We start from the raw sequence: 23,025 nt of genomic DNA on the forward strand, positions 1-23,025 counted from the left end.
TAGATGGCGGGCATGAGGACGCAACCACGCAAACCCAAAGGCGCGCCCAATGGTACGGGCGGCCAATACGACCATCTCCCCCATGGGCATGACACGTTGCCGGATCTGGCGCAGGATGTGCCCGATGAGGGCACGCTCCAATCGCACCGGGCACGCCGGGAGTATTACCAGGCCCGTGACCGGGCGCAACAGGGATGGATGTACATGGACCAGTTCCTCAAGGCGAGCGAACCGGCCGGCGATGGGCATGATTGGACAAGCCAACCGGTGTGTTCCATGGCGCGTGAAATGGAACTGGTGGAACGGGCCATCGGCCCCGAGGGCCGGCCCGGTCCGGTGGCCCGCAAGTTCCTCACAGTGACCGACTCCCCCAGCCAAGCGCAGGATCTGGCACGCACTTGGGTGGATGGCACCCTGTTGGCGTTGCGCCGTTCCTGCGCGTTGGATCCCACCCGCTGCTATTCGGAACCGTTGGTGCGTGCCATGTTGGCGCCCGGCACGGTCAAACTCGAACGGATCCTCGCGAAACCCCCGTACTGTTTGTCCGCGCACCGGTCGCGGATAGGCAACCGGTACCGGGAACGGTTGGACGCGTACAAACGGGAGCATGGCCGTGTCGATGACCGGATCCGTGACCGGGTGTGGGATGAGACGTTGGCGGATTATGTCGAGGAGAAGATGGCGTCAGGGGCGAGCATGGGCGGCGGCCTGTACTATTCCAACGGCCAGGACGCGAACCCTAGGCATGCGCATGTGCGCCGGGCCATGGAACAGGGGTTGCCCGTACCGGTGCGGCGCAACCCGGATGGTTCGGTGTTCAACGGGCGTGCCGATTATGAGCGGATCCTCGCTGATTTCCGTTCCCAGTTGCACCAGCATTCCCTGGAGGCGGACCGGGAGTCGTTCGGGTTCGACCCGGCGACCGATGCGGGACGGGTGGATACGACCGGGGTGGATCTGGTCAAAGTGTTCCAACAGGCCGCTAGGCAAGGCCATGATTTGGACGTGCTGGCGGATACACTGCACTTGGATGATGCCATGCGCCAACGGGTAATGGCGGCCGCGTGCACCTGACCGGGGCGGGACGCATGGCGTGTGCGATATTATTACGGGTACGGCAGGGGGTGGGACGCCCCCTGCCGCTCTTATGGCATGGAAAGGCAGGGGCGTCATGAAAGAACCGCGGTGGAATCCGTTCGTCGCGTTGGGCAAACTCCTCTTCGCCTTGGTGCTGATCGGTGTGGTCCTTGCGTTCATGGCCGGGGCGGTGCTGTGGGGCATCATCAAAGCGATATGGCCGTTCCTGGTCGTGGCCGGCGTCGTGGGGGCCATCATGTTCCTGGTCGACGTGGACCGGGAGAAGAAACAGCGGATGATGGCTGAACAGGCCGCACGGCAAGCGGCATGGGAGGCGGAACAGGCCCGGTTGGCGGCGTTGCCCAAACCACCCGCGCCCGGGGTGCCTCCCACGGGGCAAAGCGAGGGACGGTGGACGGTGGATTACTGGCCGCCATTGACCCAATCCACACCAATGCGCCCCTTACCGGTGGCGGCCGACAGTGTGGCGGCACCGGTGGTGATGCCGCCAACCAGGTCACCATCCCATTGATGCGAACGCGTCCGCCGGATCCGTTGGGGGTGGTGTGGGTGCCGTTGGGGTGGCGTCCACCACTTGCACCGGTGTGCTCCCCTCCTCCCCCGGTTCGCCAGAGGTGTCGGTGTCGGTGATGCCCAACAGGTGTTGGGCGAACCCGATGGCGCCATGGGAGGTGAACAGTTCATCAACCGCGTCCTCATCCAAACTGGCCGCAACCTGCGCTTTGCGTGGCGGGGTGTATTTCACGCCCGGCGGCAGCACGCCATGCAACTGTGTTTCCACCAGCACACGCAACCAGCCGTCCGTGACCAGCTCAGGGTCGGCCACCGGCAGCGTCAACGTCATATCCACATGCCCATGCTCCTGCAACCATTCACCCAACGCCACGGTGTCCGACACACTGTAACGGCCATGTTGGCCGCCACGGCTCAACGACACGCGCCCTATGCGTTGGCCATTTACCATGATGTCCTCGGGCTGGCCGGCGGTGAGACGGTCCTCCTGCGCGGCCTTGCAGGCCCGCTCCACCATGTCCCACCGTTCCTTGTACGCCTTGGCCACACCGATGGCGGCCCGCAACTGCGCGTCCGACAAGCCGCTCACATCCATCACACGATCCATGACGCCCGCTCCTTTCCCATACGCCTCATGGCACGCACCCCACGTATAGGGCGCGCCAGCGTATCATGCGTCCGCATCAACGTTTCACTCCCCCTACTCCATGGGCAGGCGGGTGCCGGCCGGCCCCAAGTGTTGCTCGGAGTACGCGTCCACCAACCCAGTCAGATCATTGCCGCCATGCATGGAGTCCACGACCATGCGGCACATGCGCACACGCATCATGTCCCCCATGAGCCATGCGAGGAACATGCGCAACGACCAGGCGCCCGCGGACCGGTCGAACCGGGCGAGCTGCCCGTCCAACATGGCCAGATCCACACCGGGCCGCCAACCGGGAGTGAAACACGCGAATCCGTCACCCGCGCCATGCACCATGTCCAGCATGCCAGCCATGCCCACCTGTGGTTGGGTGACGCTCACCGCGGCGGCGTACACGAACGCGGGATCGGAGAACGCGGTGTCCAACACCCCTATGGTCCACGGGTTGGGCGCCAAATCGGGCGCGTGCAGCACCCGCACCCATTCGGCCGCCATCATGTCCCCGGTGACGGTGTCCTCACGCAACGCCATGCACACCATGCGCGGCGCATGCGCCTCCACCGGCATACCGGCCGGTTCCTCTACATGTGCCGGTTCCACAGTTGGTGTGGTGGTGGAGGCGGGTTCGTGGGCTGTAACAACCCCATCATCATGTTTGTTGAACAATCTCATGCCCACCGGTGATGCGTCACAATTCAGATCAGATCCTGGCTGATGCGCACCTCCACGGGGATCGCGGACCCGTCCACACCCATGTAGTAACAGATCGTGCCACGCAGCAAGCGTCCATCGGCCGGGTCGAACAACGCATACAACGACTGCCAGTCGGGCGCCTCCGACTCCGTGTCCAACACGCGCGCATGCATCATACGCTCATGCAGGCGCCCGTCCTCGGGCTGGTTGAACAAACGGCACACCGCCTGCGCCTGGCTTTCGCCGGTCGAACCACCCTCGTTCCTCACGCCCATGCCCAACGCCAAACCACGGCCCACGAAATCCTCCAGGCCCGCGTCCACGAACTCATCGACCTTCTGGCTGGCGAACACCGGCAGATAATGCTGGGCGCGCGCCAAACGGCCCATGCGGGTCACCAACCCCACACCGAACTCATCACCCAACAGGCTCCACGCCTCATCGACGATCAGCACCCCGTTGCGGCCCATGATCGCGGCCGTCGCACCCAACGCGGCCATACGCACCACCCACCGTTGGATATCCGACACGGCGGACGAACCGGTCTTGTCGGAAATGATGTTCAACGTGCCCGCGCTCAACAAGGTCAACCCCTGGCTGATCGCCAGACTGCGCCCGCCATGACGGGTGCCATAGATCAGCTGGAACATCGGGTCGGAACGCACCACACGGCGCAACACGGGCGTGATCTGCTCGACCAACGGGTCGATGCGTTCCGCATCCGAACCCCGGGCCATGTACGCCTCATACGCCATGTCGACCGCCTCACCCAAACAGTCGGCGCCATGCGCCGTCCCATACGAGATGATCGTCGTCAACGCCAGTTCACGGGCCCGGTCGCCGTGTTTGCCGCCGGTGATCTGCGAGAGCATCTCCACGGCCGTCTGCACCCTGTCCGTGCGCATCCGGTCAGGGATGCAACGCAACGGGTCGAGGATCCCGTTCGCATCCGGACTGTCCAACCGCACGATCGTGCCGTGGCGTTTGCGCACGAACCCGGTGAAATCATCCGAATTGGGTTTCGGGTCCAAAAACACGATGGGGATATGCGGCCTATCCTCCGCCACATGCGGTGCGTACGGGACCATGCGCGGATGCTGGACGCCGTCCTTGGTGGTGTACGGGTCGGGCAACTGCGCCAATTGGGCCGCGATGTGCAACAGCACACGGGTCTTGCCTGAACCCGTGGCGCCCGTCACCAGCAGACACGGCGGATCATGCTTCTCACGCGACTCGAACGGGGACACGTACACCGGTTGCAGATCTGCCTCCGTGAACCCAAGCAGGGCGCCCGGCAGGTCACTGGCCGCGCCCCGGCCCATGTCGTCGCCGGCGACCGAACGGCCCGCCAGGCCCGCGTATGCGAGGATCGGCACGGGCCAATACACGGGGCTGGGGTTGAAGGCCACGGGGCTGCCGATCATCATGTCCTGGAACGCGGCCTCCTGCCGGTCCGGGTTCAACGACACCTCCCCCGGGTACAGCACCTGCGTGGGCCGGTCGATGATCTGCGGAATCGCGGCGTGCACCCGCGCGTCGATCAACGTGGGCCATGGCCGCTCCCCCGTCTGGTACACGTCATTGACGGCGGCGAGCTCACCGGCCACACGCACGTTGCGTTTGTGCCCATCCATGGCCTGCTGCATCGCCTTGTCGTACACATTCTCCTTGTCCTTGTCGATCTGTTCACGGCTCATGTCGCCGGGTTCCAACAGGCCACGCACCGACAGGCACAACGCGCCCTGTCCGCCGCCACGGCCCTGCGCCAACAGGCTCGCCGCCCAATCCGAGTCCTGCACCTCGCGTTCGTCCTGCCCCTCGAACGGCAACGCGCCCAGGGAGACGATAGTCATGGGATAGGAATACGGGTTGTGGTCGCGCCATGTGCGGCAATCCCCGCCCAGGTCGAAGAAGCGGGCGGCACGGCGGCATGACTCGTAGTCGGGGAACGTGTGCATGTGCTCGTGTTCGACCATGACGGGCACGATTTCGGGTTTGCGGTCCGTGCGCCACCATGCCAGGGCACGCCGCATCATCGCGTTGGACGGTATGGTGCAGCCCGCGTCCTGGAACAGTTGCGCGATCGTGTCCCGGTCATGGTCGAATGCGGAGTCCTCCACGATGCCCAACGCGTCCAAACTTGTTATCGTGTTCAACGCGCCCAGCATGCGCCGCCACACGCTGCGCCGTTCCTTGCCTCCCCCGGTGGACAGGCGCACGCCGATGAGGGTGAACCGGTCGTGGACGGCGGTGTTGTCGTACTCGCGTTGCAACCGGATGCGGCTGGCCATGTCCAGTTTGCCGCTGGGGACGAATGGTTCGGGGGTGCTGACCGCAAGGATGTGGATCTCCCTATAGAACCCTTTCATCGCTTTGCGGCCGGCGAATGGGATGTGCGGGGTGAGTTCCGCGATGCGTGGCAGCAGGGTCAACAGTGGGCGCGCGTTGCGTTCCCGGTCCGTCCAGTTGGCGGCGTCCCGGACGGGTGGTTGTGCGGGCAGTTGCGCGTACAACCATGCGGCGCCGTCCACGGTGCGTACGAACCCGTTGCCCAGATGGCGGGCGCTGGTGCCCGCGTTGCGTATCGTTTCGCTCATGCCCTGCGCCTATGCGCACACCCCGGTCCCCACCCCCGACTGTTTGAAAACAATGGGATCGTTTTTGCCTGCCGCACACCATGGTTTTTATCCCACGGGCCATACGGGATCGGGTGGATGGCCTGTGGGTGTGCTTCGGTGACCGCAAAGGGGTCTTCACCGACGCAGTGATGTCGGTGAAGACCACTCAACCTTACTGCCGATTGGTGTTCGAGGCCCTGAAACCATGTTTCTTCACCGACGCAGTGGCCTTATAAAGGAACCCTTGAAATCGGCTCCCCTATACAAAGACCTTAAAAGTCGGTGCGTCACCGAAGAAACTTGGCAAACCTCAATCGGCAGTAGGCTAGGAGCCTTCAGTGACATTCGAATGTCGGTGAAGAAACTTACCTTTCTTCACCGACATCGCTTGTGCGGTCGGTGAAGAAACCTGCATGTCGGTGAAGAAACCTGTGATGTCACTGCGTCGCCGATCCACCCGGGAAACAAAAAACGAACCATTGCGTACCATATTGTTTTCGGCCGTGGGGAGTGAAAAACCGCCCCCCGACCGGGGGCGGCGCGTGGGTGTTGGCTTTCATTCGGCGGCGCATTGGGCGAGGAACGTGACCGTCTGCTGTTTCTCACGGGCGGTCATACTCAACGCCCAATCGTGTTTGATCCGCGCCCGGTGCGCCATGTAGTCGCATTGGTACGCGGTGTTGTCCGGCAGCCAGATGTCGGGCGCCACCGTGTTCGACGCGCTGCGGTAGCGGGCGGTGCCGTTGAAATCCACCCCCACACCCTTCGCCATGTTCGCCGGCCCGTCCGACGCCACCAACACATCCGCACTATTCGCATATGCCACCCGTTTGGCTTGCGGCCAGTCGCGCGCGCCGGACGCGTACGCGTCCAACAGGGCGACCACATGGTCTATCTGCACCTTGGCGCTGGTCGTGCGCCCCCTGGTGAACGTGATGTCACGGCCGGTGTACGGGTCATGGAGCATGCCGGCGGTGACCCGGCACTGCCGGTCACGCGCCACCCCCGTCAGATCGCGCGCGAGAATGGCGTCACGGGTCGTGGCCTGCCCGCACCCGGTGGGCTGCCACCCGCCGAACTGGGTTTCCCGGTCATAGCCGCCCGGGCGGGCCTTGGCCACCGGGACTGTGTCCAACAGGTTCAACGCCTGGCGGTACACCGCCTTGTCCCCCGATGGTTGCCGCGGTTGCGTCTGCGATGGTTCGGGCGTGGGCTCGGATGGTGTGGCGGGCGTGGCGGGCCGGTCGGGTGCGGGTGTGCTGGCGGACGGGGCCGGGGTGGGTATGATGACCGCATCCGGGTTGTGTTCCAACCGTTCATGTTGGGGCCACAAATCCGACAGGCCGGCATTCGGGTCGCCTATCCCGGTGGTTTCGCTGAATGTGCGCCATGCAGGTGTGGCCACCAGCAGGATGGCGCACATGAGGATGAGCAAACAGACGACAACGCCGTCCATGATGGGGTGTTTGGGACCGGTGCCACGCGCCATGATCGCAATGCTCCTTGTTATTCGGGGATGATGAACGGGGCCTGCACCAGGTCAAGCAGCCAGTTGCCCAGCGGCGCCAACCCGTGCAGGGAGATGCCCAACGCGCCCAACAGCCCGTAGATAAGGATGAACACCATGACGGCGCTGATGGCGCGCAGGGCTGCACGCATCGCGCTCATGGTGCGGGCCATGGCGAACCCGGCGAGCAGGGCGATGATGAGGACGAGGGCGAAGAGCATGAGGCTGCCGGGGTTGAGGATGTTCGCCCAGAACATGCGCCATGCGTGGGTGAGAAGATCGAGAAGGCTCATCAAAGCACCGCCTTTACCGGAAATTGCAGGGGTATCGCCATGCGGCTATGCGCCCACCCGCCCAACACCACCCCCCATGTCGAAACAATACGGTGGGTATTGCAGGAATCCGGATGCGGTTTTTCCACGGATCGGCCAGCGCCGATGGGTATGGTTGTTTTCTTCGTTTGCACCGGCCACAGGGGTGTCTTCACCGACGCGGTGATGTCGGTGAAGAGTGGCTAACCCTACTGCCGATTGGTATTGATGGCTTCAAAACCATGTTTCTTCACCGACGCAGTGGCCTTATAAAGGAACCCTTGAAATCGGCTCCTCTATAGAAAGACCTTAAAAGTCGGTGCGTCACCGAAGAAACTTCATAAACCTCAATTAGCAGTAGGGTTAGGAGCCTTCAGTGACATTCGAATGTCGGTGAAGAAACTTACCTTTCTTCACCGACATCGCTTGTGCGGTCGGTGAAGAAACCTGCATGTCGGTGAAGAAACCTGTGATGTCACTGCGTCGACGATCGCCGTGCAAACGAAAAAACAATGGATTGCAATACGTATTGTTTTCGGTGGTTGCAAGAAAAAACGGGCGATGCGTATGTGGGTCAGGTCCCGTGACGCATAGGGGTCGTGTGAGGGCCATGGCCGTGGGTGAACGGACAATCCCACCCGTGCGACCGTGGATCATGGCGGAAACGTGCAAACGGCCCCACTGCACCCCAAGGGGTTTTACCCTTCTCACCCTTGGGGTGGCATGGGCCGCGCCACCCCCACGCCACCCACCACCCATGGCCCTTATCTTCCCCCTAATCACAGGCGGAAGGGTGTCAACGCCACCCCGGCGCGGTTGTCTACTTGCCGCACCGGGGAACGATGGGAGGGGCAGGCCGGCAACCTTCTAACCACCGGCCGCCACCGACCCCACTCAGCACCCTCCGCCTGTTTCCTCTTTCCCAACGTCGGGGACGCATTACGCATGGCAGCACAACCACACAACAAGAGGGGCCTGTCATGAACACACCACGCACCACGGATTGGCAACTGGCCGGATGGCGCATCCTGCCCGCACTGCTCAGCATCCCCGGGTTCACCGACGCCACCCCGTGGCCCGTGACCGTATGCTGCATGGCCATCTTCACCCTCGCCACCACCGAAGCGGGCATCACCCTGCTCAGCGGCAATGAAGAAAGGAACGAACGGTGAACACGGGACAATACGCACACGGATACGCATGGCTGCTCACCCACCACACCGACGCCATCCGCGCCATCCGGCAGGCGCACCATTTGCGACACCTCATCATGCCCACCATCCAATCCAACACCCCCCACCGCCAATGGCTCCACCGTTTGCGCACGCTCAACACCGCATGCGAACAACACATCACCCAGTTGCGCGCCCTGCAAACCACGTTGCAAGTCCGGGCCCGATGGTCCCCGGCCGCCCATGACGCGGTCCATGTCATCACCCACGAAATCAACCAATTGGACCAATGCCGCACACCCCTGGCCGCACTCTTGGACCGGCACACCATCGAAAGGACGGCATGATGATCATCGCGAAGACATTGTACCGAGGGCATACCCTCACCTACCAATACACATTCACCTGTGACATCTGCCATAGGCAACACCCCAGCTGGGCTCCCACATGGCAGGCCGCCATCACCCACGCCCGCAACAACGGGTGGATGGTGGACACCACCATGAACCCATGGGCCAGCCTGTGTCCCACGCACCACGGAAAGGATGCCCGATGATCACACACCTCATGCACACCCTCCTGCTGCTCGCCGGCTGCTGGATGGCCACCGGTCCCGCAATGGCGGGTGCGCTCGCCGTCGCCGCCATCATCAACCATGGCCGCCAACGCACCCAACACAGCCTGCTGGGTGGCGGCGCATGTTGGATGCTGTTCGCTGCGTTCTGGATCCCATGGGCCATGCTTGCCGCATGGTGGGCGGTCAACCTGTAAAGAAGGGAGGCTCCTATGTGATTCGTGATCGTGTTGTGGCACCTGCTTCTGGCGGCCTGTGCAAGCCACAACCAGCGGCAATACTTCATGCTCCCGTCGTGGCGGCGCGACTACGGGCTGCCACGACGGGAGCCGTTGCCACCGGAGTGCACATGCGGGCATTGGCTGTTGGTGGACATCACCACCGGCCACACCCTGCACCCCATCATCCCAACCACCATCGAACCAACGGAGGACACCATATGAGAACACAGAACATCACGGTAACGAAAATCCGCCGTGAGTATTGGGACCGTATCCAACAGGGCGGCAAACGGTTCGAGATCCGCAACGAGCCCATTCCCGACATGTCCACCATGATCGTGTTCGAAGACGCGGACACAGGGGAACATTTGGGCAATGCGCGTGTTCTGGAACACCACCGGTTCGGCCCTGATGCCACCCCATGGTCATGGGCGTTGCTCGCCCAACTGGCTGACGTGACCGTGGACGAGCTGCGGGAACTGTTCCCCGGGACGTCCGCTCTGGATGTGTTCTATGTGTACCGGGTCGAACCGGTGGACGATGACGGGTTCTTCACCGGTCTCATCGCGGCCCGGTGAGAGGGACGCATATTGCCCGACATGAACGATAGGAATGGTATGAACCGCCACCGGGCGCGGATGGTGGATGGGGTGGACCGTGCGGCGTTCGCGCTCATGTGCGCGATGACGAACTGGGCGCAACCCAACCCCACCGAACAGGAGCAACAGAACCATTGGTGGGGGTTGAGCCCCGAACTGCGCGGGCAATACCGCAAGTGGGCGCATGCCGTACTGGACGCCCACCATTGCGCATGCGCGCATGACATGTGCCCCACCGGATTGGATGGCATCGTGTTGCAGCATGCCCGTCTGCTGGACCGGTTGGAGAGGTCACGCGCCCATGGCGTCGCGTACTGGAACGTCCTGTCGGCATTGCGGTACGCCCTGATCGACGACCGGCCGGAGGGGTGCAGTCCGGATGCCGCCACCGTGCACCTGGACGGGGATGCCCCATGCATCACCTGCCCGCACGGCGCGTTTGGGTCATGGGAGGCGTGGGTGAACCATGCCATCCGGTATAGGGAGGAGTCATGACGGATAAGCGTGCTTGCGGTTCACCGGCGACGCCAGTGAGCAACTGCTTATCCCATGGGGTGTGCCGGGGCGGCCGGTCACCATCCTGAACCGCACCGGTTGGCGTATCCGCCATGACCCCTCCACGGGCGTCCGCCGCCACCAATGCAGCCGGCATAAGACGCTAGCACGCATGGGCCAGGCAATGCGCATATCACAGGAAGCGAGGAATAAGCGATGACGAGCTGGCATATCGAACAACAGGATGGCAAACCATACTACATGCCGCAATGCGAGGTGTGCGGCTTGCGGTACGACGAGTATGGGTTGTATGCGGACAAAGAGCAGGCCGCGGCCGATGCGGTTGACGATGGGTGGCAGGCATGGCCGGATTTGTATCACACCGACTGGGACTGCCGCTGCCCCCAGCATTGGAGTGTTCGGTGTGAGACATGCAAACGCTATGTGGCGCAGGCCGACCGGACCGAATTCAAAGGGTGGCTGTTCGACCGTGACGATGATGACATGCGTGTGGGTGTATGCGACCAATGCTTGGCCCGCATGGACACGTTGCCTACATTGGAGTTGGGCGCATGGCCCATCTTCCACCCCTCGCACCAGCGTATCGACAAGTGGCAGGCATTGAAGGTGTTGGAGGAGGCGGCCGAGGTCGTGGAAGCCGCGAGGGGAAGCATCCGGTCCGTCACGGTTCTTGACGGACGGACCCTTGTCAACCGTGCCCGTCTTGTCAATGAGATCGCTGATTTGTTGCAGACCACCACCAATCTGTGCGCCGCGTTCGGCATCACGAGTGTCGATCTGGGGTTCGCCCGCACCGAGTGCACCATCAAAAGCCTCAAACGTGGCATGTTCGATGAGGGGCCACGCACCCGCATGCACCGCGAACCGGATGATACGTGACATTTCACGCGCGCAGTGACATTTTCGGGGTGGTGGGGACATGTCCGTTGGCATGTCCCCACCACCCCGCCAAACGGTGCGCGCGTGGACGCATGTGATGGGGTGTCAACGCAAAACACCAAGAGTCAAGGAGACCGCCATGGATACCACGCCGATGATCGCCGCCATTGACCATATGCTCGAGGAACGCGCCACGCTGGACACCACGGATATCAGCCTCGTCACCGCGCAGATCGCGGAACTCGAACAGGCGCTCGACAAGCTCACCAGCACCATCGAACAGGAGGGACGTGAGGAAACCGCTCGGGAGGCCGCGGTGATCGCGGAGGCGGAAAACGAGCTCGACAGACTCAACGATTGCCAAGAGGCATTGGACGAGTAACCAACCACCAAGGTTCCCGTCCGGGCGTTATAGGCGTGGGGTGGGATACGGGAGACCGTATCCCACCCCACGCCTCATTCGTTGGCGGATCGGACAGGAGGTGTGTTACTGGATTGGGGGCGAATCGGGCGCGCGCGGGAGGCTTCGATGGCGGCATCAAGACGGCGGCGTTCCTGCTTGTACAGTTGCGTCATTTGCGGGTCGGTGAGCTGTTCATCCAACAGGTCGTCGAAACTGGTGAGAGGCATGGTTGTGTTCCGTCGTTTGTGCTCTTCGGTTCACCCTAGTTTCACTTGGCGGCCGTCCGGGAGGGTGCCGATGACGTCGAGCCGTCCGCCGAGCGCTTCCATGTATTTGCGGAGCGTGTCCACCATGGCGTGTGACCCGCCGTTGTGTTCGATTGCGGATACACGTTTCTGGTTGACTCCCATGCGTTCGGCAAGTTGGGCTTGTGTCAACCCGTTTTCCCTGCGGGCCTCTCGCAGTTCGTACAGGCGCATGTCCCGGCGTAGTTGGGCGACGGCTTGTGCGTTTTCCTCAGGGGTGATGTTGTGGTCGCGTGCGAAGTCTTCGATGGTGTAGTTCATTGTTGTTCCTTTCCTTGTTGTTCCAGCCATTCGATGTAGTTGGCTTCCGCTTGGCGTATTGCCTGGGGGTACCATTTGTTCCATTTGCGTTGTTTGTCTCCTCCGACGAGCATGATGGCGTTTCTTTTCGGGTCGAAGGTGAATAGGATGCGTATTTCGCTTCGTCCGTGGGAGCCGGGCCGTAGTTCCTTGAGGTTTTTGATGGTGGATGAGCCTTCGATCTTGCCGACCAGGGGGCGTTTGAGGTTGGGGCCTTCCTCTTGGAGGATGGTGATGGCCGCGAGGATCTGCCGTGCGGAGTCGTCGTCGATCCGGCGGAGCCAGTCGGCGATGGGGTCGAGTATCACATTCCACATGATTACTATAATACCATAGTTTTATGGTTTTTCCAACGGTGCCACACGGTATGGCACCACGAGAGAAAGAGAGCCCATCATGGCACGTACCAACCGCATCCTCGCACAGGCGGTCCTCCGGATCCTGCTGCCCGCACGCGGCTACACCGATATCCGCTTCACCGCGGACGACAAACTCACGGCCATCATGCCGGACGGCACCGAAATGGCCGCCGTCGTCACCTCCCGCATCATCGGCGAGCACACCCGTGAAAGCGATGTGATCAGCATCGCCCCCACGAAATACACCACCTACGACCGCTACTTCACCATGGGCGCGCCGGCCGACGCCGCCAAACGGCTCGTGTTCATCGTGGACATCGATGCGGACCTGAACCGCGCCCGTGCCATCGCCCTGGAATACTCCGACCCTGAAATCATGGCAGTCGCAAGCGATGCGGTCAAACTGAAAACCAACGGCGGCTTGGCCATCAACTTCAACCGCTACAGCGAGCTGAAAGCGGATAGCATCGTGTCGGGCACGGTCACCATCGGCGACTGACACCCGCCACACGGGGCCGCTCCCCCAACGGGATACAAGTGGGGCCGGGTTGCAAACCAGAGGATTGCAACCCGGCCCCATCCTCGTTCCTGTGGCGGTCAGCTGCGGCGCTTGGCGGCAACCATCACGCCCGCACCCATGAGCATGGCCATCACACCGGCCACAGCCAGAGCCGTCACGTCCGAACCGGTGGACGCCAGTTGCGCGGCACGCTCCACGGCCTGCACGCTCTCCGGCACACCGGCCACCGTGTTGTCCGCAACAGTGGTGCCAGTGGCGCCGCCGGTCTTGTCAACCGCGCCGATCACGGTGGCCCCACCATGCACACCACCAACCGTGCCGGTCGAACCATTGGCGCCGGTCGAACCATTGGCGCCGGTCGAACCATTGGTGGCACCATTGTGGTTCTGGCCGTCCAGCAACGCCGCCAATGCAGCCTTCGCCGCCGCGACCTCCCGCTCACGCTGCGACACGGCCTCGCCGGCCTCACGGTACGCGTCCTGCGCGTCCTTGAGCATGGCCTTGGCCTCATCCAGCGCCTTATTGGCCTCGTCCAGCTTGGCCTGCGCGGCCTTCACCTCCGGCGTGTCCCACGCGGCCTTCTTCGCCGCGTCCAGCGCGGCCTGCGCGTCCGCCACCTGCCGTTCGGCCTCCGTCTTCGCCGTTTGCGCCGCTTCCACGGCCGCCTTGGCCTGCGCGGCATCACGGTCCGCGCCGGCCAATGTCTGTTCGGCTTGGGTGAGCTTGGCGCGGGCGTCCTTGAGATCCTGCTCACGGTCCGCCAGCGTGGCCTTCGCCTCACCCAACCGGGTGACCAGCGCGTTGGCGTCCTCCACCCGCTGCGTGGCCCCGGCCAGCTCATCGGCGGCCTCATCAGCCGCCTGCTTCGCCTGCTGTGCACGCTGCGCCATCTCGTCGGCCTCCTGTTTGGCCGCCTTGTACGCCTCTTGTGCACGGGTGAGGTTCGCCGCCGCATCCTGCATGGCCGCATACTCGGCCGCGGCCTTGTCCGCCGCCAGTTTGGCCTGCTCCGCATCCGCCGTGGCGTCCTGCGCGGCCGCAGTGGCCTTGTCCGCCGCCTGCTTCGCCGTGGCATACTCACCCTTGGCCGCATCGAACGCGGCCTGCGCGGCTGTCACGCGCCCATTGGCGTCCGACAACGCCCGGTTGGCCTGCTTCGCCTCCGTATCCGCCGCCGCCAGGGCGCTCTGGGCCGTCTCATCGGCCTGCTGCGCCTTGGTGTGCTCGGCCACAGCCTGCGACTGCGCGGCCTGCGCGTCCGTTAGATCCTTGTCCGCGGCCTGCTTGGCCACGTTCGTGGCCTGCACACGCGCATTGGCCTCGTCCAGCAACGCCTGCGCGTCCGACACGGCCTTGCGGGCCGCCTCCAGTTTCGCCTTCGCTGTCTGCAACCCATTCACATACGCCTCGGCCTGCGCCAGATACTCATCCGCATCCGTGTACGGGCCCGTTTCCTTCATCGCCCGCAGCTGTTCGGTGCGCGCGTCACGGAACCCGTTCGAGGTGTGGGTGAAGAACTCCTGCGCCGCGGTCGGCGGCGCGTACGGCAGATCACGGTGGACCTGCGTGATGGCCGCGCCGGTCGCGTACGACTGGTCACGCAGATTGATGTAATGGCCCACCTTCTGCCACAGGTCCGGGTACGTGGTCTGGATGCCAAGCGCCTCCATGTTCTCCAACCCCGGATAGTTGCCGGAGGCGACCGCCTCATCGTACGTTTCCTTCTCCGCGGTCCACCAACGCTCATACGGGGTGTCCGTGCCCCACGCCAGATTCTCCGAGGAGTAGAAATTGCCGGAATGGCCCAGGAGCACGGTCGCGTAGTTCGCGTTCACCATCGCCTGCGCCATGGCGAAATCGGACACAGGCAACGGGTCCAACCCCATGGTGGCACGCAGCCGGTTGGTCTCCTGCACCATCTTGATGCCCGCGATCAGATTCGGCAGGCTCGTCGCATCACCCTCTGCGCCGATATGCGTGTAATCAAGGACACCGTCCATGTAGTACGCGTCCGGGTTGGTGAGCGCCTCCTGTGCGATGAGGCTGCCGCGATGCTGGAACCAGCCCAATGCGCCGAGCTTCTCCTGCTGTTCGGCGGCCAGACCGGCCGGTTCCGCCTCAGCGAGCACACGGTTCGCCTCCGCCAGTTTCTCCTGCGCGGCCCGTTGCGCTTTGGTTGCCTCATCCAATTGCGCCTGCGCCGTGTCGGCGGCCGACTGGGCTGCCTCCACCTTCGCGTCGGCCGCTGTCTTGGCCTGTGCGGTCGCGGCCGCATCCGCGGCTGTGCGTTGTGCCGCCTGCCGGGCCGCGGCAAGTTCACGGTCCGCCTTGTCCGCCGCCGTCTTGGCCTGCGTGGCGGTATCGGTGGCCTTATCGAGGTCGGTTTGCGCCTTGTCGACATTCGTCTGCGCCGTGGCAAGCGCCTTGTCAGCCGCCTGTTTGTTGGCATTGGCATTGTCGGCGGCCTTGGCGGTGGCGTCCGCGATGGTTTTCAGATCGTCGGCCTTGTCCTGCGCCGCCTGCATCTTCGCCGGGTCCTTCGCGTCCCCCGCCAGCTGCTCCGCCTTCGCAACATCCTGTTGCGCGGCATCCGCTTTCTGCGCCGCATCCGTGGCCTCACGGTCCGCCTGCGCCGATTGCGCCGCCGTCTTGTCGGCCGCAGCCTGCTTCGCCGCCTGTTCGCCCTGCAACGCATCCATGTCCGTGTGGTCGACCTGTTCCTGCAACCCGTCGACCACCGTCTGCTGGCCGGCCACGGCCTGTGCAGCCGCATCCGCGTCCTGCTGCGCCGCCTGCTGCGCCTGCTGCGCCGTCGCCTGCTGCGCCTGCGCGGCCTGCTGGGCCGCCACCGCATCGTCCAGCCTGTCGGCGGCGTTGCCCAGATGCGTGTTCGCCTCAGCCAGTGCATCCTGTGCGGCGTTCGTGGCGGGATCCGCGTTGACGGCCGCGTCCACATTGTCTTTGGCCGCCTGCACCTCGTTGGTGGCGGCCTGCACGCCCGCCTGCGCCCCGTCCACCGTGGACTGGGCCTGCTGCATGTCCTGCCGTGCCGCGTCCAGCCCGTCCTGTGCGGCCGTCACGGCCTGCTGCGCCTGCTCGATTGGGTTGGCCGCATTCGTGGCCTGCACTTGCGGTTGGGTGGCGTCCGGCGTGGCGTCCGCTTCACTGGCCATGGCGATGCCCGGTGAGGCAAGCATGCCCGCCATGGTCACCCCCGCCACAAGACCGAGCCCCGCCTTGTGTCCAACGCCTTGTGTGCGTGTGGTGTGTGTCGCGTGTCCTCCCTTGGACATCTCCGCTCCCTTCGTCCCTTCGGTTGATGCCATGTCCATTGTATGCGCACCAATCATGTGTTTGTGTCCATTCGTTCCCATTGCCGCGTCCTTTCCGCATATGCCGATGTGGGTGGTTAGCAGGGCCACACATGCGTCCGCACCCTATGCGCCACGGGCGTATGGCCGTGGATGGTGACGCATATGCCCGGTCGCCAATGGCATAGCCGTTGGGGACACAACCGGTATCCCCTCGTCATATCCCCTCTTTGCGGGGGCATGGGTGAGGGGGCAGGGAAAGGGTGATGATGGTGGACATGGACACGAGGCAACTGGAGGACCTGTTCGACATTTTGCATGCGAACGGGTTGATGACGCGCAGCGAACCGGGTGACATCAGCCACCGGGACCTGATGGACTTGCGTGACCAATTGGCACGCGAGGACGGATTGGTGGATCTGACGGAAACACTGTGGAATGCGTACCAGACAGCACACGCCCTGCTGCGCAACCCGCAGGACTGAACACCCACCATGCAGCCGGGACCGAAACCTGCGGGGTATGGCGGGCCCTGCTGCATGATGGTCAGGCGCGGACGGGTGGCAATGGTGGTTCATCACCGGTCAGGCCGGTGATGATGTCACGCGCCTCCTGTTCGCTGATATGCAGCAATCTGGTGATGTCCTCCATCGGCACACCCTTGGAATGCCACATGAGTGCCAAATCACGCCGTTGTTCACTGGTCACCGGTCCGAACCTCCTCGAAGTCGCACAACACACAACCGGCACGGGACCACACCCGTGCCGGTTGTGCACTATGCGCCCGGCCAACACCGCCCCCCCCACCAATTGGTATTGACCACAACGGAACCGTCCTGTACCATTGCCGGTGCGCATCAATCCCGGTTGGGTGACCGGCCGGTCTTCATTCAGGGATGTTCCAGTGGACATCGGGCATATGCATGATGCGCGGTTCCCAGCCGGGGCAAACGGCCGGGACTTCATTTGAAGCGGGGCGCCACACCCACCGGGACATGGCGCCCCGCTCGCACACCCAACCCCATGTGATCGGATGCGCATGGGGTATGACGCATAGCGGCGGCATATGAGCCAACCTCCCTATATCCCCTCGTTTAACACGGTCATGCGCAGCGCACACCGCCACTACCTGCGGCGTGAACGGCAACGGCGCACCAAACGCCGTATTCTCACCATCCTCACCGTCCTTCTCATCCTCGCGGCCACAACAACGGCCTGGTTCATGCTGTCAACGCGGGGACACACGCCCATGGTGCGCGCCCAACTGGTGGCGCAATGCCAAACGGCGCACACCGACACGATGGACGCGTACAACAACGCCGTACGGGCCCGCAACGGGTTCCTGCACCGCTTCGAACAAGGACAAGTGCCGGATGGGCCGGACACGGGAGACCTGTTGGGGTTGGAACCGGCCAAACCAACCACCATGGATTGCAACGCCGATACGCAGCACGCGTTGGACGCCTACCAACGGCAGACGGCCCAATTGAACACGGTGGCGCAACGGTTCACCAATGTGTAACCGTCAGCGGGCCATAGGATTGGGGGGCGGTGTTGGCGGCCGGTGGGACGGGCGTGTACGGGGCCGCCACCGGTGTGGCCGCATGCGGCATGCTTTGGTACATGCCTTGGTTGACGAGAAGATCGCTGTTCTCCGCGATGATTGTGACATTGGCGAGGATCTGCGCCAACACCAACAGGAACACGCCCATGATCACGATGAGCAACCCGACCGCCCAACTGACGGGCCCGGCGAACATGGTGCCCCAACCCGGCTCCAACCCGTCGTAAATGGACACACCCGCCTGAACACCACCAACCATGAGCAGGATCGCAATGACGCGGGTGGCGGTGACCCATGGTTTGCCATACTGGTGCGTGCGGTACGGCGGCTGCTGGACCGGTTGCTGCATTGGTATTGGTGTTGGTGTTGGTGTTGGTGTTGATGTGGGCATGATGCCCCTCCCCTCTTATTGTCATACCCCGATTGGGTATTGCCTGACAGGATAGCGCGCAACAGTCCATGCACCCAACCTCAAGCGTGTCGGCACCACACCAACAACAAGGGGCGCCGTGCCGGGTGTGAACCCAACACGGCGCCCCTTGTTCACCTAGGCCATCCGGCCCTTGGCGTGGCGGGTTTATGCCATGTGCCGCGGTACGCCGCTGGTACGGCGCTTGAGGGACAACAGCATGCCCGCGCCACCCATCAGCACGGCGGCCAACACACCAAGCACCGCGACCGTGGCACCCGTATGCGCCAACGGAGGCGTAACGGTCGCGTTCCAATCATCCGTGTTCGACACAACCCGGCCGGAACCGCACATCTTCACGCCGTCAATGTCCACTGCGCCTTCGGGCACGTTCGCATCGTCCTTGCCGTCGAACGGGGTGTCATCATTCACCACGCATTCGGTGAGCGGGATGCCGGACACGGACGCACGATCCGTGTGATCACCCTTGACACCCTTGAGGGTGCCCTTGACGTCCACCGACTGGCCGGGCTTGAGGATCAGCGTATCCCAGTTGTCGGGGTACTTGAGGTCCACCACACGGCCATCACCGAGGATGGTGTGATCGGTGAGCTTCAAATCCTTGGCGCGGAACACCGCGCCCTTGCCCGCCTTGTCGGTGCGGCTCGTGTTCGTGATGGTGAACACGATGGTGTCGCCATCCTTCGCGTCCTTCAACGCCTGGGCGCGCGTGTCACGGTCACCGTTGGGCCAACCGCTCTTCTCGTCCCACTTCTCCAAGTGGATGCTGGGGGTCAGGTCGGGCGTGCTGGTCCATACGGTGTTGGACACGAGTTCCTTGTCGTTGAACGTTTCGGTGAACGTGTTCTCCACCCGCTCGCTGGTGGCGATGCGCTGCACGCTGACGAACAGGCTCCATGCCTGCTCATGGGCGGTGTCCGCGGACACGAGCTTGAGGAACAGGTCGGTCGCGTTCGCGGTGATCGTACCGTCCTTGTAGTCCACGGTGAACAACTGTTCGCCGGTGGGCTGGGCGGCATCATCCGTGCCGGACTCGTCCCTGTTGGCGGTGTCGCCGGTGATGGCGGCGAGCAGTTCCGTGTTGTCGAACCCGGTGCCTGCGAGCACGTCGCCGGTCTTGGCGACCGGCTTGCCGTCCTTGTACAGGTCACGGTTGGCGCGCACCTGCCAAGCACCCAGGTACTTGTCATGCTGGGTGTCGAGCTTGTCGGTGATGCCCCACTGGGTGACCTGCGGATAAGCGCGGTTCGCGGGGATGACCGAGCTGTCGAGACGGTAGAGGAACTTCTGCGTGAGCGGAATCTCCCGGCCGTTGACCGAATCGCCGTTGACCTTGAGCACCACGTCCTTGACGGGGTTGATTGGCTTGAGCGGGTTCGCCACCGTGTTCGTGCTCTTCTTCACGTCGTTGACGATCTGCGTGGCGGTGTTCTTCACCACATACCCGTCCGTCACCTTCGTGACCGTCATCGGCAACACAACCGTGTACTCCTGGCCCAACAGCGACTGGTCAATGGCGGGATCCTTGAGCGGATCCAGCTTGGCCTGGCTGTACGCCTTGAGATCCTTGGGTTGCGGATCACCCTTGACGGTCTCACCCGTCGCGGGGACCTTCGTGTCCGCGGTCTTGGCGAACACATACGCCACACCATCACGGAACTGCACGTTGAACTTGGCGGTCACATCCTCGCCCTTGGCGTTGAGGACCTCCACGTTCCGCTCGTCAGCGGTCAGATACTCGTCGTCGTAATCGTCGACGATGCCGGCGCGCATCACATTGTACGCGGTGCCCTTGCGGTCAAGGTTCTTCAAATCAAGGTGCACACGGTAGTACAACACGTCACCCAGCAACGCGGTCTTGCCGTCAATGCTGATGGACGGATCCTTCTGTGTGTCCTCCTTGACCGGGTTGAACTCCGGCGGCGTGTTGAACACCTGGTTGGACGGCGTGATCGAGTTGTTGAGGGTGAGCATCCACTGGTTGTCCACCCGGGTGTCGGTCGGCGCGTCCTTGCTGACGGTGCCCTCGAAACGGATCAGCAGGCGTGGATTCTGGCCCTTGCCCCAGTTCGCCTTGACGTACGCATCGTCGAAGGCCAGTTGGAACAAATGCTTCGTATCATCCCACTTGGTCGTGTACTGCGCCTTGGGGATGATCTTGCCGTTGCCCAGATCGGTGACCTCCACCGTCTGCTTGTCCGGAACCAGGTACTGGTCGTACTGGTCGGTGACCACAACGTTCTTCACATCGTAGGCGAGCTGGCCGGGCAGCTTCGGCGTGGTGGTCAGCTGGTATTCGACCTTCTGGCCGGGGAACACGACCTTGCCGTCCACGCTTTCCTGCGCGCCACCTTGGGAGGCTTCGCCGATGACGTCCTTCTTGACCGGCGGCACATACCCGCAGATCCACGGTTCGTTCGTCGGTTCCCGGTCGCCGTTCACGGTCTGCGCGCCGCTGTTGGTCAGCTTCGCGCCCGAACCGGTCCCGTTGGCGGGGGTTTCGCAGAACGTGAGCTCGTCACCGGGCTGCTTGCCGAAATCCTTACGGACCTGGGCGGCGCCCTTGCCGTTCGCCATGTTCACTACACCGGGGATCAGCAGCGTGTACTGGCGGTGGTTCTTCAACCCCTTGAGGGTTTTGAGCGCATCCGCCTTCATGCTCACGGTAGCCTTCGTGCCCGCCGCCGTGATGTCGAACTGGCCGGTCACATCCGTGCCCTTGTTCACGATGTCATACACACTGGAAGCGGTGTTGGACTGCGCGTCCATCATGTACACCTTGATGCCCTTCATGTCCGCGTCGAACAGGTAGTCCGCCTTCGTCCAATCATCCTCCAACGTGAACGTGGTGGGCGCGTCGATCAGGTTCGCGGAGATGACGCCGTTGACCACAGATGCGACCTTGTCACCGTCCAAGAACACGTTCTGGTCGGCGCCCGTGTTGTTGGTGTGCTCCGGGTCGATGACCGCGGCCCACTTGCCTGACGCGTCCTGCTTGATCCAGCTCTTGTCCGGGTTCGGGTTCCACGTCGGGAACTCCTTTTGGTCGGTGTCCTGGCTGGTGTCGTTCCACAACACCGTGCCCTTATCGGTCACCTTGTTGATGTCCGGCTTGGCCACCGTCACGTCCAGGTGGAACGCGTACGTGTGGTTGAGTGGCATCATCGTGGTGGTGTCCTTGCGTATCGCGGTGACGGTGTTCGCGTTCTTGTCCCAGTTGATCGTGAACTGATCCGAAATGTCCTTGTCGTTGTCGGTCTCGTCGAGCACCTTCATGTTCGACACCGAATAGTTGACCCCATTCGGGGTGATCGTGTCCGTGAACCGCATCGCGTAACCGCCACGGCCCGTATCCGAACGGATCACCGTATGGTTCACCATCGCATCCGCGCTCACGCCCTGTTCGATCTCCTTGACCGGGGCGGCCGGCGGCACATCCACAATACGGAACGATTCGCTCGCCTCACGGTCGGCGGTATCCACCGCGGCCTTCATGTGGCCCTGCTTGGGTACCTGCACATCGAACCAGTACGTGCCGGCCGGCCACGCCTTCCAACCGAAATCAGCTGGCGCGAACTCCGGGCTGCGCGTGTCGCCCTTCGTGGTGATCTTCACGCTCTTCGTCACGTTCTTCGCGCCCACGTACTTGTTGCCGTCATAATGCATGATGACGTTCGCGTTCACCTGCTGCGCGTCCCCTCGGGATTGGGAGGCGTGGATGGTGTCGCTCACCTTGCCGGTGCTGCCTGTTTTCAGATCCTGGGGCGCGTTCACATTCGTGGTGACCGTCAGATCATAATCCACCACCGGCGGCGCCGGTTGGTACTTGTCAAGCACGATCACCGCGATGGACGTGTCCGGGTGGACGTTGCGTTCCATGATCTTGTTCACACTGTCCGACGGGTTGTCCCAGAAGGGAGTGGACGTGTGATACTTGGTGACGCCAGCATAGTTGTATTCCACTGGTGCGACGTACTTGTTCCAGTTGTCGATCCACGTCTGGCGCGCCACGATGCCGGAGCCATTCCAGCCGTTCGTGCCTTGCGCCTGCGAACCGGCGACCGCACCTACGGCGACGACACGGCAGTTCGCCTGCCCCGCCTCGGACGGGTGACGCTGGTTGAACCCGCGCTCGCATTCCGTACGCGCCTGATCCAACGCGGCCTGCGCCTTGGCCGGACCATTGTACGAACCGCCCTCATCGAGCATCGTCACATTCGCGGCCTTCATGGCCTTGCGCACCGAGTCGAGACTGGTGGCCGGACCCCACGACCCGTCCGGGCCATCACGGTACTGCCAGAACTGCGCGGCGTCCAACCCGCCGCCACCCGTACCGGGCTGGTTGCCGCCGCCGCCCGCGGCGAGTGCGGCCGGCGCGCCAAGCGTGAGCAGCGTCGCACCGGCGGCCACACCGGCGACCGCTGCCCTGATTGAATGTTTGAAACGACCCATAAGGGGTTGCTCCTTCCAATATTGGTTTGCAACT

Annotated in this window: 24 protein-coding genes; 12 read left to right on the forward strand and 12 right to left on the reverse strand. The window is 63.2% G+C overall.

The features are described from left to right. Positions 1 to 12 precede the first annotated feature (12 nt). Both BCUN_RS06805 and BCUN_RS06810 read left to right on the forward strand, forming a co-directional pair. Positions 13 to 1,074 carry a hypothetical protein gene (locus BCUN_RS06805; RefSeq protein ID WP_051920893.1) on the forward strand — a complete coding sequence of 354 codons (1,062 nt, stop codon included), beginning with the start codon at positions 13 to 15 and terminating at the stop codon, positions 1,072 to 1,074. 97 nt (positions 1,075 to 1,171) lie between these two features. Then, positions 1,172 to 1,609 (forward strand): hypothetical protein, encoded by a 438-nt coding sequence (locus BCUN_RS06810; RefSeq protein ID WP_033515671.1) that lies wholly within the window; start codon positions 1,172 to 1,174, stop codon positions 1,607 to 1,609. On the opposite strand, the gene BCUN_RS06815 is transcribed toward BCUN_RS06810, so the two are convergent. From BCUN_RS06815 to BCUN_RS06835, 5 genes are all read right to left on the reverse strand, one after another. Continuing rightward, positions 1,595 to 2,218 (reverse strand): hypothetical protein, encoded by a 624-nt coding sequence (locus BCUN_RS06815; RefSeq protein WP_033515669.1) that lies wholly within the window; start codon positions 2,216 to 2,218, stop codon positions 1,595 to 1,597. The genes BCUN_RS06810 and BCUN_RS06815 overlap by 15 nt on opposite strands. A gap of 93 nt (positions 2,219 to 2,311) precedes the next feature. Then, complete coding sequence (locus tag BCUN_RS06820) at positions 2,312 to 2,824, reverse strand: hypothetical protein (RefSeq protein ID WP_033515667.1); 513 nt, start codon at positions 2,822 to 2,824, stop codon at positions 2,312 to 2,314. Positions 2,825 to 2,952: 128 nt separating this feature from the next. Further along, positions 2,953 to 5,547 carry an ATP-binding protein gene (locus tag BCUN_RS06825; protein WP_033515665.1) on the reverse strand — a complete coding sequence of 865 codons (2,595 nt, stop codon included), beginning with the start codon at positions 5,545 to 5,547 and terminating at the stop codon, positions 2,953 to 2,955. A gap of 577 nt (positions 5,548 to 6,124) precedes the next feature. Next, complete coding sequence (locus BCUN_RS06830) at positions 6,125 to 7,057, reverse strand: HNH endonuclease family protein (RefSeq protein WP_033515663.1); 933 nt, start codon at positions 7,055 to 7,057, stop codon at positions 6,125 to 6,127. 17 nt (positions 7,058 to 7,074) lie between these two features. Further along, positions 7,075 to 7,368, reverse strand: coding sequence for a hypothetical protein (locus tag BCUN_RS06835; protein WP_033515661.1), 294 nt, complete (start codon positions 7,366 to 7,368; stop codon positions 7,075 to 7,077). A gap of 998 nt (positions 7,369 to 8,366) precedes the next feature. Between BCUN_RS06835 and BCUN_RS06840 the strand changes: the two genes are divergently transcribed. The 7 genes from BCUN_RS06840 (at position 8,367) to BCUN_RS06880 (ending at position 11,729) form a co-directional block, all read left to right on the forward strand. Further along, entirely contained in the window at positions 8,367 to 8,558 is a 192-nt protein-coding gene (locus tag BCUN_RS06840) for a hypothetical protein (protein WP_033515659.1), read from the forward strand. After that, positions 8,555 to 8,905: a hypothetical protein gene (locus BCUN_RS06845; protein ID WP_033515657.1), complete on the forward strand. Its 351-nt coding sequence runs from the start codon at positions 8,555 to 8,557 to the stop codon at positions 8,903 to 8,905. The genes BCUN_RS06840 and BCUN_RS06845 overlap by 4 nt, the downstream gene beginning before the upstream one ends. 205 nt (positions 8,906 to 9,110) lie before the next feature. Further along, a complete protein-coding gene (locus BCUN_RS06855; protein WP_033515653.1) occupies positions 9,111 to 9,329 on the forward strand; it encodes a hypothetical protein in 219 nt (72 codons plus the stop codon). A 242-nt stretch (positions 9,330 to 9,571) separates the two neighbouring features. Continuing rightward, positions 9,572 to 9,931 carry a hypothetical protein gene (locus BCUN_RS06865; protein ID WP_033515649.1) on the forward strand — a complete coding sequence of 120 codons (360 nt, stop codon included), beginning with the start codon at positions 9,572 to 9,574 and terminating at the stop codon, positions 9,929 to 9,931. Positions 9,932 to 9,952: 21 nt separating this feature from the next. Beyond that, complete coding sequence (locus BCUN_RS06870) at positions 9,953 to 10,447, forward strand: hypothetical protein (RefSeq protein ID WP_152598069.1); 495 nt, start codon at positions 9,953 to 9,955, stop codon at positions 10,445 to 10,447. A gap of 216 nt (positions 10,448 to 10,663) precedes the next feature. Beyond that, a complete protein-coding gene (locus BCUN_RS06875; RefSeq protein ID WP_033515645.1) occupies positions 10,664 to 11,347 on the forward strand; it encodes a pyrophosphohydrolase domain-containing protein in 684 nt (227 codons plus the stop codon). Between the two features lie 139 nt (positions 11,348 to 11,486). Continuing rightward, positions 11,487 to 11,729, forward strand: coding sequence for a hypothetical protein (locus BCUN_RS06880; protein WP_033515643.1), 243 nt, complete (start codon positions 11,487 to 11,489; stop codon positions 11,727 to 11,729). A 74-nt stretch (positions 11,730 to 11,803) separates the two neighbouring features. Here the strand turns inward: BCUN_RS06880 and BCUN_RS12315 are convergent, their stop codons facing one another. Genes BCUN_RS12315 through BCUN_RS06890 form a run of 3 tightly spaced genes read right to left on the reverse strand, consistent with a single transcriptional unit; the run spans position 11,804 to position 12,672 of the window. Then, positions 11,804 to 11,977 (reverse strand): hypothetical protein, encoded by a 174-nt coding sequence (locus tag BCUN_RS12315; RefSeq protein ID WP_153802310.1) that lies wholly within the window; start codon positions 11,975 to 11,977, stop codon positions 11,804 to 11,806. Between the two features lie 30 nt (positions 11,978 to 12,007). Continuing rightward, complete coding sequence (locus BCUN_RS06885; protein WP_033515641.1) at positions 12,008 to 12,316, reverse strand: helix-turn-helix domain-containing protein; 309 nt, start codon at positions 12,314 to 12,316, stop codon at positions 12,008 to 12,010. Continuing rightward, positions 12,313 to 12,672, reverse strand: coding sequence for a type II toxin-antitoxin system RelE/ParE family toxin (locus BCUN_RS06890; RefSeq protein WP_033515639.1), 360 nt, complete (start codon positions 12,670 to 12,672; stop codon positions 12,313 to 12,315). The genes BCUN_RS06885 and BCUN_RS06890 overlap by 4 nt, the downstream gene beginning before the upstream one ends. A 79-nt stretch (positions 12,673 to 12,751) precedes the next feature. Here BCUN_RS06890 and BCUN_RS06895 point away from each other — a divergent pair, with 79 nt between their 5' ends. Beyond that, entirely contained in the window at positions 12,752 to 13,213 is a 462-nt protein-coding gene (locus BCUN_RS06895; protein WP_033515637.1) for a hypothetical protein, read from the forward strand. Positions 13,214 to 13,311: 98 nt separating this feature from the next. Here BCUN_RS06895 and BCUN_RS06900 read toward each other — a convergent pair whose 3' ends face one another. Then, complete coding sequence (locus BCUN_RS06900) at positions 13,312 to 16,431, reverse strand: LPXTG cell wall anchor domain-containing protein (protein ID WP_152598068.1); 3,120 nt, start codon at positions 16,429 to 16,431, stop codon at positions 13,312 to 13,314. A gap of 392 nt (positions 16,432 to 16,823) precedes the next feature. Here BCUN_RS06900 and BCUN_RS06905 point away from each other — a divergent pair, with 392 nt between their 5' ends. Then, complete coding sequence (locus tag BCUN_RS06905; RefSeq protein WP_129870817.1) at positions 16,824 to 17,030, forward strand: hypothetical protein; 207 nt, start codon at positions 16,824 to 16,826, stop codon at positions 17,028 to 17,030. Between the two features lie 61 nt (positions 17,031 to 17,091). Here BCUN_RS06905 and BCUN_RS12320 read toward each other — a convergent pair whose 3' ends face one another. Beyond that, positions 17,092 to 17,253: a hypothetical protein gene (locus tag BCUN_RS12320; RefSeq protein ID WP_156100136.1), complete on the reverse strand. Its 162-nt coding sequence runs from the start codon at positions 17,251 to 17,253 to the stop codon at positions 17,092 to 17,094. Between the two features lie 397 nt (positions 17,254 to 17,650). On the opposite strand from BCUN_RS12320, the gene BCUN_RS06910 reads away from it, so the two are divergent. Continuing rightward, positions 17,651 to 18,067, forward strand: a complete 417-nt coding sequence (locus BCUN_RS06910; protein WP_152598067.1) for a hypothetical protein — start codon at positions 17,651 to 17,653, stop codon at positions 18,065 to 18,067. Here BCUN_RS06910 and BCUN_RS06915 read toward each other — a convergent pair. Together BCUN_RS06915 and BCUN_RS06920 are read right to left on the reverse strand one after the other, a co-directional pair. Next, entirely contained in the window at positions 18,054 to 18,458 is a 405-nt protein-coding gene (locus BCUN_RS06915; protein ID WP_034258497.1) for a hypothetical protein, read from the reverse strand. The two genes, BCUN_RS06910 and BCUN_RS06915, sit on opposite strands and share 14 nt — an antisense overlap. Before the next feature lie 228 nt (positions 18,459 to 18,686). Beyond that, on the reverse strand, positions 18,687 to 22,991 hold the full coding sequence (locus BCUN_RS06920; protein WP_033515627.1) for an LPXTG cell wall anchor domain-containing protein: 4,305 nt from the start codon (positions 22,989 to 22,991) through the stop codon (positions 18,687 to 18,689). Between the last annotated feature and the right edge of the window lie 34 nt (positions 22,992 to 23,025).

The organism is Bifidobacterium cuniculi (assembly GCF_000741575.1).
Lineage (GTDB): Bacteria > Actinomycetota > Actinomycetes > Actinomycetales > Bifidobacteriaceae > Bifidobacterium > Bifidobacterium cuniculi.